The organism is Pseudalkalibacillus berkeleyi, assembly GCF_021608225.1.
GTDB classification, from domain to species: Bacteria; Bacillota; Bacilli; order Bacillales; family Fictibacillaceae; genus Pseudalkalibacillus; species Pseudalkalibacillus berkeleyi.
This window is the reverse complement of the sequence record NZ_JAKIJS010000001.1, coordinates 629,645-644,915: the sequence shown is the minus strand read 5'-3', so window position 1 is coordinate 644,915 and position 15,271 is coordinate 629,645. Positions and strand designations below refer to the sequence as shown.

The following is a 15,271-nucleotide window of genomic DNA, read 5'->3' as shown; positions in this document are numbered from 1 at the left end:
AATTCCTCCTTCCTTATGGTAGACGCAGTAGATGTCCACCATCAAAAAAGTATAAGTATTTTTCCTTACAAGGTTTCTTCCAAATTTCTTCTATTGCCTTTGCGTATAAATCTAATTGCACAGCATACCTTTTTTCAAGAATAGGCCGAGCCTTTTCAAAGTCTTCAAACCGATTCTTAATCCCATCTGTTTTGTAGTCTAATAGGATGAAACCATCCTCTTCTTCAATGACGCAATCCATTACGCCTTGAACGAGGACATGTTCGTCATTTTTACCTTGCCAATCCGTATATGCTTCCTTTGCAGGTAGCGCTAAACTGAAAGGTACTTCTCTGAATATGTTTGCATTATTTTTGAAATAATGCCCCACCTCTGTATCGAAAAATAACGAAATCGAATCTATATCAACTGAATCTGCTTGTGTTTCCGTCATTAGTTCACGATTTACAAGTTCTGCAACGGTTTCACGAATTACATCATGAGAAAACGTTGCTTTGGTAGTCAAGTGTTGCATAACTAAATGCATCGCTGTACCTTTTTCTGCTGCTGTCATCGATTTTTCTTGTAAGAAACTCGGTCTGTCCCCAATAGGACCTCGGAACTGCCTAACAAGTGTCGTATCTCCGTACTCATCTCGAGATTCAATATTTCTCTTAAGCTCAGTAACGGACTGCTTCGACATATGTTTCTTAGATTGTTGATATGGATATTGCCAAGATAATCTAGCTTCAATATCTGTTACTTCTTTAGCAGTTACTTGCTTGAACTCTTTAATTTGTTCCAATAAATCATTTTTTTCTTCCATCGCTTCATGATCTACTACTTTTATGTCTTTTGATTGCAATAAAGTCAAATTCCATCTGTCTTCTGTAGCGGATAGATCCTCATCAATCACACTAGAAGACCCAATCCGTTCCCTAAGCAACTCCATGCTTGGATGACGGATAACTGCAGGACCAATCCAGTCCAAATAGGATTTTGCAGATGCTCTCTCAAAATCTGGTAAAAGCCAGCCTTTACGGGCAATCATATGTTGCCATTGCTGCAACTGTTTGTCCAAATTCTTTACTGCACCTATCAAAATCAGTTTTTCTTTCGCTCTCGTTAAAGCAACGTAAAGAATTCTCATCTCTTCAGCGACCATTTCCATGCGGAGACGCTTTTGGATGGCTAGCTGTGGTAACGTTGGATAGCTAACCCTATGAGTAGGATTCATGAATTTCGCACCAAGGCCAATTTCTTTGTGTAGAAGAAAGCCACCCCGCATATCCATCTCATTAAACCTTTTGTTTAAATTAGCCAGCATGACTACTGGGAATTCTAATCCTTTACTTTTATGGATGGTCATAATTCTCACAACATCTTCTTGCTCTCCTAATGCTCTTGCCGCTCCTAAGTCTTTACCTTGGTCTTTCATTCTCTCGATAAATCTGAGGAATCGGAATAGTCCTCTAAAAGAAGTATTCTCATATTGTCGCGCTCTATCATAAAGTGCCCTTAAATTAGCCTGCCTTTGTTGTCCGCCCGGCATGCCGCCAACATAGTCGTAATAACCCGTTTCACGGTATATTTGCCAGATTAAATCAGATAGGTCTCCTTGTCGCGCCTTCGTTCTCCAGCGTTGCAAATTTTTATAAAAGAAATTTACTTTCTCAAGGGTTGATGACGGCTCTGCAACTTTCAAATAAGAAACGAGTGCTTCATAATAGGATCCTTTCTTATTGGCGACTCTTATTTCAGCTAACTCCTCACCTGTTAACGCAATTACCGGAGATCGCAGAACTGATGCTAATGAGATATCCTGATATGGATTATCAATAACTTGAAGTAAAGACATCATGACTGAAACTTCTACTGCTTCAAAATATCCTGAGGATAGGTCAGCATAAGCAGGGATTCCTTGCTTTTTGAATTCTTCTTGAATCGTTGGTGCTGCCGTTGCAGTTGAACGCAATAATATGACAATATCACGATACGTTATAGGCCGGTGTTGCTTCAGTTTTCCATCATAAATTTGATAGGGTGCCTGATCATCATTATGACCAATTAATTCCTTAATACGTGTAGCCATCCATCTTGCCTCGAGTTGAATGGATTCCAAGTTTTCAATATCTTCGTCAACTTCCTGTTCTTCATCACTACGATCGATTAATACCAATTCTGTATTAGCTTGTTCGTTTTGAGGAAAGTCTGCACCTAGCCGTAATTTTGCGGCTTCATCGTACTCAATTTCACCTACTGTTTCGTTCATAATCTGCTTAAACAAGAAATTCGTACTGTCAATGACATCCCTACGACTTCGGAAGTTACGTGATAAATCAATACGAACGCCCTCACCAGGTTGAGAATCAAAATACCGCTTATATTTATCAAGGAACAAAGTAGGCTCTGCTAATCGAAAGCGATAAATACTTTGTTTAACATCCCCGACCATAAACAAGTTAGCACCTTCGCCTTGTTCCTTCGTGACAAGCTGTACAATTGATTCCTGTACAAGATTCGTATCCTGGTATTCATCGACGAGTACTTCAATGAACTTTTGACGATACTCCTCCGCTGCTTGTGACGGCACAAGCTCGGTTTCTGAACTAGATGCTCCGGTGAGGATTTCAAGGCAGTAGTGTTCTAAGTCAGAAAAATCCACAAGTGCCTTTTCCTTTTTCGCTGCTTGGAATTGGTTAGAAAATTGAGTGACCAATTCTACGAGCGTTTTCATGACGGGTGCCAATTCCTGTATGTGATGTATATAGGATTCCGGACTTCTGCTGAATAAATCTTCTTTCAAGCTATCAACTTGCTTTTTCACTCGGTCACGAATGGATTTCACTTGTTCCTTTAAAGCATCATCAAAGTCATCCCCTTTACAGGCCTTCAACCTTGAGAATGATGACCCTTGAAACGCTTCATATATTGCTGACCAAGAATCCATCCCCGCATGAATCAAATTTCTAATGAGCTGCTCATCTTCTTGGAGTGTTTCAAAATAAGGATGTGGACCTCCTGGTAACAAAGACCACTCCTTCGCCTGTTCAATCAATTCCAACATGCCCCGTAATTGCAGTTGAACATCTTGTATTAATTCACTTGTCCAAGGTAAGTCTTCTAGCTTGTCAGCATTGTGGCTCAATGCATACTTCTCAACCATCCGATTAAGCCAGATTTCAGGCCAGGGATAACTTCGTGAAAAATCATAAAGACGGGTAATCATCTTTTGTATCTCATCATCTCCACGGTCATTGCTGAATCGATCGACTAAATCGTAAAATGGCTCATTACTTTCTTTTCCGTACTCCACCTCTAATAACTCTTCTAAAACCTCTTGTCGAATTAATTCTACTTCTGTTTCGTCAGCAATCCTGAAGTTAGGATCTAAATCAAGCTGGTAGTAATATTTGCGCAAAACTTCTATACAGAAAGAGTGAAGGGTTGAAATGGATGCCCTGTTCAGCAATGTCAACTGTCTTCTCAAATGTAGTGAGCCTGGCTTTTCCTTCAATTCTTTCTCTAATGCAATCCCTATTCTCTTCCTCATCTCAGCCGCAGCAGCATTAGTGAACGTAACAATTAGCAAACGATCGACATCGACACCGTCTTTTTCAGTCAGACGGCGGATGATCCTCTCTACTAGCACAGCTGTTTTCCCTGAGCCTGCAGCTGCTGCAACTAAGATGTCTTCTCCACGGGCTGTAATCGCTTGCCATTGTTCATCAGTCCACTGTGCACCTTCTGGTTTAGGAATAACTTCACGCATCAGCTTCATCTCCTCCCCTCTCTCGCATTTTTTTAAATAGTTCTTCATCTTTTATATTCTTTAAAGGTCTGTAGTTATTTTCTTCTAATGAATGATCGAATTGACAAACTGAGCGGAATGAACAATACGTACATGGCGTTCGTTTTTGCATCTCGTAAGGTGAAATATCAATGTTGCCATCCATAATGTCTGAACCTATCGAACCAATCATTGACCTTACATAGGAACGCACTTCATCAAATTGTTCTTTATTTAGTAGTGATGAGCCTTTCCGGAAACTACCATCCTTTTTAGTTGCCACTGGTATGATTTCCGAGTGTCCTTCAATTGTGTTGTCCATAAGCTGAACAACATCCTCATCCTCTAAGACATAACCTTTCATCTTGAATTTCTTAAACAATTCCTTCTCAATTTCATCTAGTGTTAGAAGTTTTTTGGATGAGTGGACAGGGTCATGGACATGGAAATACAACACACCTGCTGGATCGGCCTCTTTCCCTAGCCATTCATCAGAGTGGGTTAGCACGACATCTAAATAAGTCAACATTTGTAAGGCTATACCATAATATACCTCTGACAAATTCAGACCTTTTTGACTTGATTTATAATCAATGACACGTAAGAGTAATCCATCTTCATTTGTAGCAGTATCTACTCGGTCGATTCTACCGATGACTTCCATCGTCGTTCCGTCTTTTAGTTGATATTTTAAAGCCGGGATTTTTTCTTTATTTCCGAATTCAAGCTCAAGTCCTATCGGAGAAAAACCGCTTGCCTTCGCTTGTTGACTGAGTGCATATGAAGCTCGTCCTACAACGTTAATGAGTTTCCTTTTGATATACTGATATCTATTTGAGCTTAATAAGATTTGACTTTGCAATCTAGGTGCTAGCTTTTCTACTACTTCAGTTGCAATTCGATAACAGTCCTTCGAAGAAAGCTCTCTCCAATCCATTTTTCTCTGTTGGAGCGAATCAGCAACTTCTTTCAAAGCAGCGTGGAATAGTTGACCAATATCTGGTGCTTCAAGACGGAACAATTGTCTCTCTTGAAGATTCAATCCATAGCTAGCAAAATGAGAGAATGGACATGATTGATGTTTCTCCATTCTAGATACACTGGCCTTGAGATGATCTCCGTACAATTGTTTACTCGTATTACTTTTCAATGAATCAGCTTTATTCTCATAAAAGAGACTATGAATTGTTCGTTTAGCTGAAGTGTTCCAGCCTTCATTCATAACAAACCAGTTATATACATTCCACCATTCACTAGCTATTGGGTAACCTTTTTGCCACTGACGAAGCTGTGAAGTTAAGAAAGATAGTGTTCGGCCAGGCCGACCGATGAAACGGAAAGGTTCTTCATCACTTTCATTCGGTTCCTGCATAATGAATCGTTCGGATTGCTCTGGGTATAACTCTTTAAGCTGGTTGATTAAGATAGACGGAACAAGAGATTTCCCTTCTTCATCCGCTAAAGGATAAGAAACAAAGAGATAGTCAGAAGCACTTGCCAAGGCCATGTAAATTAGGAAGTTTTCATCCAGAAGGTTTTCCCTAGCTGTAGGCGCCATCTCAACACCGAGAGACTGTAGCGTTTCCCGGTCATCCTCAGATAAAATGCCGTCCTCACTCGGTTTAGCAGGTAACACACCATCATTTACACCAAGTATGAACGTACACTTCACATCATAAAATCTGGAGCGGTCTAGACTACCAATCAAGACTTGATCAATTGAAGGCGGTACGAGAGCAAACCTCATCGACTCTAATCCTGTATTCAACATCTTGTTAAATAGGTCTAAACTTAAAGGTTCCTCTCCTACAATCTCAACCATTTGTTCCATAAGATCTATGACAGCTTGCCAAACTTGATCATGTTCTCTAGCAAGACTTAAATCTCCAGCTTGTTCAGCATCATACCGCCACTTTTCAAGCTTTGCAGGTACTTGAAGATATTCTAAATAAAGAAATAAAGCTTCACAAAGCTCCTTGCCATTGTTAGAAGCTTTCAAATCTCTTTCCAAACGTGACAAAGGATCTGCAATCATCTGTCTCGCTTCATTAATCCAACGTTGTTTATCACGCTCATCATCCGTCTGACTACCAAAGTTCATATCGAGAGACCTAAATTTCCGATAATTCCAATCTTCTTTACTTGTCCATCGTTTCTTACCATGAATACCATGTGCCAACACGTAGTTCTCTAATAAATCGACTTGTTCCCTTATTTGCTGTGTCGTCCATTGATCATGTTCAAACAATAAATCGGTTTTAACACACCGAAAAACGGGATCATATCGCCAATTCTGAGAAATAACATCTAAGCTTGAGCGAATGCATTCAATTAGAGGATGGTGTAGCATCGACCTCTTCTGATCAAGGAAAAAAGGAATCTCATAATCTACTAACAACGTATTTAAAAGATCGGAGTATGTAGATGCATCCCTTACTAAGATCGCGATATCTCGATATCGATACCCCTTATTTTGGACGAGCTCTTGAATATCCCTCGCAATGCCTTCTACTTCAGCTCTACGGTTTACCGCACTACTAATTTGCACAGTACTTTCACCGTAAAATGGAACGACAGGTCGTTCGTGTAAATAATTCTCTAAATGTCTGATAGAAGGAGAATGCTGAAAGCGATGTTGTTCCTCAAGTCGCTCAACCGATTCAACTTGGATGCCTTCTTCCTCAGCAATGGCTGATAACTTCTGATACGTTGTATTCGTCATCCTGAATAAATCAAGGTCTGAAGCTGGATGGTCAGTCGGTCCAGTTGAAGTTAGCGTGATATTCACTCGCTTCGCCTTTTTCATGAGCGCACGTATGGCTCCCATTTCTTGTGGGGTGTAGCTATGAAAACCATCAATCCACACTTCGCATCCTTTAAAGTAGCTAGAGTCTGGCATGCGCTCTTCTAACATGCGTAAATAATCCTCTGAATCAACATATTGACCTTCTAACATGGCTTCCAATTGGTGATATATAATATGTAAATCATGTAGCTTGTCTCTCAATAAATTGCGATCATCCGATTCTTCTAATAATGTTTTCTCGAGTTGTTCAAGGTCTGTAGCTTCTAAACAGTATCGTTTAAACTCTTTCACCATCTCTTCAAGTAACTCATAAAAGCCGTTCTGTTCAGATGATTTATTAAATAAGACTAACTGATCTCTCTCTTTCTCGACGACCTTCCTCAGGAGCATGTTCATTCCTGTGGAACTAATATGATAACGTGTTAAACCGCCAACCTCTTGAAGAACTTTCAGTGCTAGTCTGGAAAAACTAAACACCTGCGCGCGAATCATTCCGCCTAGTCCAGGTGTCTTCACTAACTCATATTCCATTTGAAAAGTCATTTGATCAGGTACGAGCATGACAATCGGAGCTCCAGATGGATTCTTTTGTAAAACGGATCGAATCTCATCTAAGCATTTCGTTGTCTTGCCGCTTCCAGATCTACCAACGATAAATCGGACAGACATGTACCATTCTCCTTCCCGTCTTTGAACTCGTATTTCTTATTATCTCATTTTTTTATATGGATTTATAGGTTAGAGTCTTGGCAAGTATTGATAATTTGGAGGTCTAGAGGAAACCACCGAAAGATTAAGATGTAAGACCAAGAAATAATCTCTGAAGAGCTAACTCAGCCTGATTTCGAAGGTGGAAGTTGGAGTATTTAATCACTTCATGATAGCCACGAACAATGATGTTGTATTCAGACGTATCTTGATAAATTCGGTGGAAAGATACTTTAATGTTTTTCGACTTCATTTCTCTACGCATTTGATGGAGTTCTTCTGTAATTTCTCGCATTCTGTCTTCAATCCACAAAACGTAAGGCTGTGTAAATTTAAAAGGTGCTTGCTGAAATACTTGCAAATCCCGATTCAATATGGTCAGAAGCATTGGATAAAGGATAAACCGATCGATGAGTAGGCTTTCTTCCTTTGTAGCATACATGTTCTAACTCACTCCTTAACCGGCATAATCATTTGATTTTTTATTATGGTACGGAATCAGTCTAGAAGAAAGAATACGATCAATGCTGAACGTTCGTGTTTGTTTTCGCAGAGAACAATAGCCAGTGATCGATGACTCAGTTACGTTTGAAATCCAGATGACACGTTGCGTAATCGCACCATCTGTGGACAGATATACAATTTCAATCGGCTTTCTTTGTTCAAAAGCTCTGATTAACATTCTCTTCATGACTTTTTCCTCCCGTTTTTTATCATTATATGCGAACACTCGTTCTATATGCAAGTCCATTTCTTTGGTAAATTTCACCTCCAGAAGATCATGAGCTCAAAAAAAAGACTGTCCCTCCATCCTATTTTGCTTGATGAAGAGTCAGTCTTCTATTTAATCAATTTTTTAATTTTATTCTTTCTTCTTTGGCATCTGTATAGTTGCCGATGTAATGATTGATCTTCTCGTCTTCAATCCAAAATGTTTTATTAATCAATTTGTTGAGGAAATAGCGATCGTGTGAAACGACCAGCAACGTTCCACCAAATCCATCTAATGCCTCTTCTAACGCTTCCCGAGAGTCAATGTCTAGATGGTTTGTTGGCTCATCTAACAGAAGAAGATTATAATTTTCCGTCATCATTTGGGCTAGTCTCAAGCGCGTTCTTTCTCCACCGCTTAATGCATCTACTTTCTTAAAAACATCCTTACCGAAAAATAAAAATCGACTTAACCGGTACCGCGCTTCCCCCTCTTCAACTCGAGCAACATCTCGATAAGCATCGAGAATATTCCACCCTTCGTAGCCTGACAACCCCTTTTGTGATAGGTACCCGATTTTAACAGATGCTCCAATTCGAACCTCTCCCTCATCTGGAGTGATTTCACCAAGTATCATACGAAGTAGGGTCGATTTACCAACCCCATTCTTTCCGATAATCGCTGCTCGGTCCTTAAAATGAAGCATAAAATTAAGGCTAGAAAAGAGTATCCTTTCATCGATTTGTTTACATACATTTTCAAACTGGACGACATCTTTACCACTTCGTTTAGATGAGGTAAATCCAAGATCCGCTGTTCGGCGTTCGAGCTGCGGCCGATCTAATTTGTTCATTCGTTCTAAAGCCCTCTCCATATTACGAGCGCGCTTGTGCATTTTTGGATTATCAGCACGCGTTGCCCAGTCACGCATTCGTTTAATGGCCTCTTTCATTTTCTTTATTTTCTTTTGCTGATCTTGATAGGCTTGGAACTCTAATGTTAACCGCTTCTCCTTTTCTTTAGTGAAAGCAGTGTAATTTCCTACATATTCTTCTAAAACGCCTGAATCAATTTCTACCGTTTTGGTCGCAACGGCATCTAGAAAATACCGGTCATGTGAGATGATGACGACTGCACCCTCATAATTCCGGATGTATTCTTCTAACCAGTCCAATGCTTCCATATCAAGATGGTTCGTTGGTTCATCCAATAAGAGTAAGTCCGGTTCTTCAAGCAGTATGGCAGCAAGTCCAACCTTCGTTTGCTCTCCACCACTTAATGTAGCGAAAGGATGATCACTAAGTTGATCGAGACCAAGCCCTTGCATGACACCTTTAATTTTTGAATCAATTGCATACCCGTTCAATTCTTCTAGGCGGTCTTGTAGTTTGCCGAATTGATTGAAGTGCTTTTCTAGTTTATCTTGTTCAGATGGATCTGACATTTTCTCTGTAACTCTTTTCAGTTGTAATTCAATTTCATATACTTCTTCAAATGATTGTTTAAGTACTTCTTCCACTTGGATGTGAGGATCAACTTTAGGAATTTGATCGAGCATTCCAATGGTACTGTCTTTTTTGTAAGCTACGGTACCGGTATCAACGGTTTCTGTTCCAGCGATGCATTTCATCAATGTAGATTTCCCTGCACCATTCGGTCCGATCAATGCCAGTCTATCTTTTTCATATATTTGTAATGAAAGGTCTTGAAAAATCCAAGTCCCTGCATACATTTTGCTGATTTGATTAATTGTAGATACGATCATGAAATTAGTCTCCTTTTTAATTAGATGTCTAGTTAGTCCTAGTTGTCATTAACTCCAAACTTTTAAAACACACAAAAAAACCATAAGCAAGCGTTAACCTGCCCATGGTTCCGTAAATATGATAAGGAATCGGGATAAGGATGTGCTTACGTCTTGTTACGTTTTAAGTATGGAAAATTTGACAGACTTCTCCCGTCGTACGCAACATCATGCGTTTGAGACCGAACTTCAACTGTTAGCCAATCCATACTTGGAAACGAAACCGTAAGCATGCCTTACACCTCCAAATTTCAAATCGTTATACAATATATGTTACCTGAAAAATCAATCTTCTTCAAGTTCGTTATTCCGCTTTATGCAACAATGTCCAACGCCCAACCTCATTGAATCCAAGCCGTTGATAGATGGAACCCGCCGCTGGATTGTCATAGAACAAGCAGAGCGACTTCCCTTCTTTTAATACATCATCACAAAGTGCACTCAAGCATTTTGAAGCAAGCCCCTTATTCCTATAGTTGGTTGCTGTACAAACACCAACAATCATCGCTGGTTTCGAATTTTCTGCGGTAGTGGATGCACTTGTAATCGCTTTCCCTTGATCTTTCATAAAATACGTTCGTCCACTATTTGTTTGAATGGTATGAACCATACTATCTCTAGATGCACTAGAAGCAGTAAACTCTTCGATGTTCTCTCTTAGTGTAAAAATCGCCTCAACATCATCAACAGTTGCAACGTGGATCTCTTCTCTAGTTTGTATCTTTTCTAAATTTGAGCGATTAGTTATCTCTGCAAAATACATGCTCCGTTTTTGCTTTGAAGGTATGTATGGATCAAACTGATCAATGATTTCTTCTTTCCCTGATAAAATTTGAAATTGCTCTGCCGCTAAAACTATCTCCGCGAATCCTTTTACGTCAAAGTCACCTTTCGCATAAGGAATAAAATTCTCTTTATACCTTAATAATACTGCGATTAAACGATCATTTTGCCATTCTCCCCATAATTGTTGGAAGTCTGTTTCATAACCAAAGTTTTCAATATCTCCGATTATGAATAAATTCAGAGCAGGTTCAACACTTAAAAAGTCCATCACTTGTTCATGATCCTTGTCTGTTAATTTTCGAATCAATTCCCCATCCCCTCTCCTATGGTATTAAGAACTATTTTACATATTTAGGATAAGGATGCAACGATTTTCTAGTCATTTATTTGCTTGCTACCTGTTGTCCATTCTCGAGATTCTCTTTCGCCTTCTTCACTGCTCTTTGTATAGGTTTTCTTTCGTCGTTCGCAAATGATGACAACAATCTAAACCCCGGTTGTTTAAATTTTCTGGATGCTGCTGACGTAAATACCATTGCAATGTTCCATCGAACATGCTCATTTTCACTCTCACTAAGATGTTCCAACCACGCGAGTACCTCATCGGGAAAACGACTAAGTAGTGCATCTCCTATTGCGAATGGACCTAAATTCTTCTTTACATATGCAGAATTGTCACACATGAGCGGTTCAAATAAATGAAGAAGCTCCCGTACATACCTACTTGTTAGCGATTTACTTGCGTACATGACTGCTAGTACGACTACACGTCTCACATTTTCCGAATTATCTTGTATCCATTCATTTAATACAGGATAAAAAGACGCATAATGTGCAGCTAATAAACTGCCACATGCGCCAGCTGCCCATTCTCTGACCTCCCAATGATGATCATCTGCTAAATAATAAAGATAGAAATGACATGGTTCCTTATCATTTTCATACACATTAACGAGTAAATGAGCGGCAATTTCTTTTGCTGTAGGACTCTGGTGTTTAGCAAGAAAATAAGCCCATTCATTCATCATAATTTCGTTCCCCATACATTTTTGCTCAATTAATTTAATCGCTAATCTCTTTACTTTTGCAGGGGCAGTTCCTGCATGTAGCGTTTTTTGTTCCTCCAAAAGGTCAACAACTTCCTCTTTCCCATTGAAATTTAAAGCATTTTCAAAAGACTTCTTCCATTCTCTCAACGTAAAACATCTCCCAACCAATGATTAAGGCTTTTTTCTTTTTCCATTAAAGGGTAGTATTGACTTAACTGATTTTGCTTCACCTGTTCTATCTTCTAGTCCAAAAGCTGATTGTCCTATTCGAACAATATGATTAGTTTAGAATGGAGGTCTTACATATGAAAAATCGTTCCACGCTCCGTTATTTTATATATTTATTGTTTTTCGGCGCACTTTTGTTAGGTGGTTTCAAAATAGAATCGAATTTAAAAGTGCAAGCTGAAGAAAATTTCTTACTTACACCTGTTTTTTACTATTCAATCTTCTTCCCTGTCATTTACGGGGCACTCTTGGCGATTCCATTCATCCCACGATTATCTAAGGATCGTAAGAATCTGAAATATAATTGGCGCAAGTTTAGTATATTTGGGATTCCTTCTCTATTAGTTTTACTTTTTCCTGCTTATTATTTCACCTTACTATCTTGGGGAGATTTTATCGGTTTTGCGAACATCCTTTTTGGAAACGAAAGACTTCACTTTTTCTCAGGTATCATTCTAGGCTTTACGATCATTTACAGTATAGAATATAAAGAGGAATAAAAATCCATCAAAAATGAGGAGGACATGATGAAATTAGAACAATATATTCAAACGTTATTTACGCCTGAAGATGTGGAATATCAAAAAATCAATGAAGGTATGACAGAAATCGGAATGCCAACGATATCTGTATCACCGGAAACGGGTAAACTCCTTTCCATGCTTGTAACGATCTCAGGGGCAAAGAACATTCTAGAAGTTGGTGCACTTGGAGGTTACAGTGGAATCTGTCTCTTACGTGGAAATCCATCTGCTCATCTCGTTTCATTGGAATTAGAAGAATCTTATGCGAATGTAGCGAAGAAAAATGTAGAAGAAGCTGGTTTCAAAGGTCAAGTAACATACAAAATCGGACCTGCTCTATCCTCATTAGAAAATCTATCTAACGAGAAAGAAAAGTATGACTTTTTCTTCATAGATGCAGATAAAGGAAACTACATAAACTACTTGGACTGTTGTATAGAGCTTGCCAATCCAGGCGCGATCATCGCAGCTGACAACACGTTGTGGAATTTTGAAGTGCTTAATGAAAACTCGACGGATGAAAGTACGATATCCCTGCGAAGGTATAATGAAAAAGTGGCTAATCATTCAAAACTAGAGAGCATCCTCCTTCCAATCGGTGATGGACTAACACTCGCCCGAGTGAAATAAAAATACTTTTTACTTAATGTATAGGTTTCTTCCCACTGTTTAAAATACAATTTATTGGGTATCAGTATAAGTAAATGTACATTGATATTCGGCTCAATTCATTGTATAATTACCATAGAATTTCAAAGGGGAGTAGCTTTAGCGATTTCGTCGTCATTTCAGAGGATTACCTCTCGGCGTTTTCGGCAACTCGACGTTGTTAGCAAGACCTTTGCCTCTAATGGTAAAGGTCTTTTTGCGTTCTTTCAAAAAAGACTTGAGCCATTATTGGGATTCGAGTCTTTTTCCATTTTGAAAGGAGTTCTGATTTATGGAATCATTATGGTTAGAGTATGCTTGGACCTTGCTAATCTTAATCGGTCTTGAAGGTCTACTCTCTGCTGACAACGCTTTAGTCATGGCTGTAATGGTCAAACATTTACCGCCTGAACAACGAAAGAAAGCACTCTTCTACGGTATATTAGGTGCGTTCATCTTCCGTTTTGCAGCTTTATTCGCTATCTCATACCTTGTAAACGTATGGCAAGTCCAGGCAATCGGTGCCGCTTATTTAATATACATTGGTGTGAAACATATTTATAAACAAAAACGAATTAAAAGTGGGCATGATGAGGAAAAAACAGAAGTGAAAGTGAGTAACAAGAGCTTTTGGAAAACAGTTATTCAAGTAGAGCTTGCGGATATCGCATTTGCTGTTGATTCTATACTCGCCGCAGTTGCACTAGCCCTCGCATTGCCTAAAACACCTTTACCTTCAATAGGAGGAATGGACGGAGGTAAGTTCGCTGTCATATTCCTTGGGGGGCTAATTGGTCTTATGTTAATTCGTACAGCTGCAACGTATATATCTAAAATTCTTAAACAACGTCCCGGACTTGAAACTGCAGCATATCTAATCGTCACTTGGGTAGGTGTAAAGCTGATCGTTCATACTATTGCTCATCCGAACGTAGGGATTATTCCAGAAGATTTTACACATAGCTTAATATGGAAAGCAACATTTTACGGCATACTAGTTGCCCTTGCTGTGGGTGGATGGTTTCTTTCAGGACAAAGGAACCAATCCGATCGTACAAAGCAAGAGCCGGAAAATGCATAATTCAATATATAATAGGGGCTGACAAACTTAATTGGGAGTCAGCCCCTCACTTTCTTAAAAAATCTTCTTCCGATCTCTTTCTTCTTTTAAAATTTCTACCGCTTCCCTAAACCGTTGCGAATGGATAATTTCCCTTTCCCTAAGAAAGCTTAAGCTATCATTCAAATCAGGGTCATCACTCATATTGATGATCCATTGATATGTAGCTCTCGCTTTTTCTTCGGCGGCAATATCTTCATATAAATCCGCGATTGGATCGCCCTTTGCTGCAATATAACTTGTTGTAAAGGGAACCCCTGCAGCATTTTGATAGAAAAGTGCTCCATCATGGTTAGCGTAATGGTCCCCTAGCCCTGCTTCCTTCATCTCTTCTGGTGTAGCATCTTTCGTTAGCTTATATATCATCGTTGCAATCATTTCTAGATGCGCAAATTCTTCAGTTCCGATATCTGTTAATAAACCAACGACTTTATCAGGAATCGTATACCGTTGGTTTAAATATCTTAATGCGGCAGCAAGCTCACCATCCGCCCCTCCATATTGTTCAATTAAGTATTTTGCTAATCTCGGATCACATTTGCTCACTTTCACAGGATATTGTAGTTTTTTTTCGTATACCCACATGTCCATCTACCCCCTATTATGCTGTTCGTCACATTTGCCATGGCCATGGAGGCTTATTCCAATTCCACGGATAGCCAGAGTAACTATGCCCGTATTGCGTGAGAGGTCCATATTTCTGTTCAATTTGTTGACGGAGTTCCATGCTCTTTTGAGAATAATCATTGAATTGTTTAATCGCTTGATAGTCTTCAGGGTGAGTATCAAGATATAAGGTCAGCTCTACAAGTACAAAATCAACCTCCTGTAAACTTTCCATTAAAGCATAAAATTCATCAGGCATTCGCTCCGTCATTTTCCTGCTCCCCCTCTCTCTTTTTATATGGGTTACTATAAGGCGCAAATAACGCTGGCCAAAGTGTTCCTTTTTTCAAAGCGGTGCACGGGTCATATTGCTGTAATCCATATGGCTGATAGCCAAGATATAAATTGGGCGGCGTTTCATAGTACTTTACACGGATCGGTCGACAAGGATCACATGGCCCGATATAGGGACGATATGACTTTCTATTCGTGTGCATGCAAATAAACCTCC

Annotated in this window: 13 protein-coding genes; 3 read left to right on the top strand and 10 right to left on the bottom strand. The window is 39.3% G+C overall.

What is annotated here, in order from left to right; genetic code table 11:
• Positions 1–13 precede the first annotated feature (13 nt).
• The 7 genes from addA to L2716_RS03410 form a co-directional block, all read right to left on the bottom strand.
• The gene (gene addA / locus L2716_RS03440; RefSeq protein ID WP_236331803.1) at positions 14–3,751 is read right to left on the bottom strand and encodes a helicase-exonuclease AddAB subunit AddA; all 3,738 of its coding nucleotides are present in this window, start codon (positions 3,749–3,751) and stop codon (positions 14–16) included.
• A complete protein-coding gene (gene addB, locus L2716_RS03435; RefSeq protein ID WP_236331802.1) occupies positions 3,744–7,244 on the bottom strand; it encodes a helicase-exonuclease AddAB subunit AddB in 3,501 nt (1,166 codons plus the stop codon). Before addB ends, addA begins: the two co-directional genes overlap by 8 nt.
• Before the next feature lie 124 nt (positions 7,245–7,368).
• Positions 7,369–7,725: a YhjD family protein gene (locus tag L2716_RS03430; RefSeq protein WP_236331800.1), complete on the bottom strand. Its 357-nt coding sequence runs from the start codon at positions 7,723–7,725 to the stop codon at positions 7,369–7,371.
• A 15-nt stretch (positions 7,726–7,740) separates the two neighbouring features.
• Entirely contained in the window at positions 7,741–7,974 is a 234-nt protein-coding gene (locus L2716_RS03425; protein ID WP_236331798.1) for a hypothetical protein, read from the bottom strand.
• 157 nt (positions 7,975–8,131) lie between these two features.
• Entirely contained in the window at positions 8,132–9,760 is a 1,629-nt protein-coding gene (abc-f, locus tag L2716_RS03420) for a ribosomal protection-like ABC-F family protein (protein ID WP_236331796.1), read from the bottom strand.
• 343 nt (positions 9,761–10,103) lie between these two features.
• Positions 10,104–10,892: a GNAT family N-acetyltransferase gene (locus tag L2716_RS03415; RefSeq protein ID WP_236331794.1), complete on the bottom strand. Its 789-nt coding sequence runs from the start codon at positions 10,890–10,892 to the stop codon at positions 10,104–10,106.
• Between the two features lie 76 nt (positions 10,893–10,968).
• On the bottom strand, positions 10,969–11,781 hold the full coding sequence (locus L2716_RS03410) for a DNA alkylation repair protein (protein ID WP_236331792.1): 813 nt from the start codon (positions 11,779–11,781) through the stop codon (positions 10,969–10,971).
• Between the two features lie 158 nt (positions 11,782–11,939).
• Here L2716_RS03410 and L2716_RS03405 point away from each other — a divergent pair, with 158 nt between their 5' ends.
• The 3 genes from L2716_RS03405 (at position 11,940) to L2716_RS03395 (ending at position 14,115) form a co-directional block, all read left to right on the top strand.
• Positions 11,940–12,362: a hypothetical protein gene (locus L2716_RS03405; protein WP_236331791.1), complete on the top strand. Its 423-nt coding sequence runs from the start codon at positions 11,940–11,942 to the stop codon at positions 12,360–12,362.
• Positions 12,363–12,386: 24 nt separating this feature from the next.
• Positions 12,387–13,016, top strand: coding sequence for an O-methyltransferase (locus L2716_RS03400; RefSeq protein ID WP_236331789.1), 630 nt, complete (start codon positions 12,387–12,389; stop codon positions 13,014–13,016).
• A 310-nt stretch (positions 13,017–13,326) separates the two neighbouring features.
• On the top strand, positions 13,327–14,115 hold the full coding sequence (locus L2716_RS03395) for a TerC family protein (protein ID WP_236331788.1): 789 nt from the start codon (positions 13,327–13,329) through the stop codon (positions 14,113–14,115).
• A gap of 54 nt (positions 14,116–14,169) precedes the next feature.
• Here L2716_RS03395 and L2716_RS03390 read toward each other — a convergent pair whose 3' ends face one another.
• From L2716_RS03390 to L2716_RS03380, 3 genes are read right to left on the bottom strand one after another with little or no spacing between them, the layout of a single operon-like run.
• Positions 14,170–14,739, bottom strand: coding sequence for a manganese catalase family protein (locus tag L2716_RS03390; protein ID WP_236331786.1), 570 nt, complete (start codon positions 14,737–14,739; stop codon positions 14,170–14,172).
• 28 nt (positions 14,740–14,767) lie between these two features.
• Entirely contained in the window at positions 14,768–15,031 is a 264-nt protein-coding gene (locus L2716_RS03385; protein ID WP_236331784.1) for a spore coat protein CotJB, read from the bottom strand.
• Complete coding sequence (locus L2716_RS03380; protein WP_236331782.1) at positions 15,012–15,257, bottom strand: spore coat associated protein CotJA; 246 nt, start codon at positions 15,255–15,257, stop codon at positions 15,012–15,014. The genes L2716_RS03385 and L2716_RS03380 overlap by 20 nt, the downstream gene beginning before the upstream one ends.
• Positions 15,258–15,271: the final 14 nt, after the last annotated feature.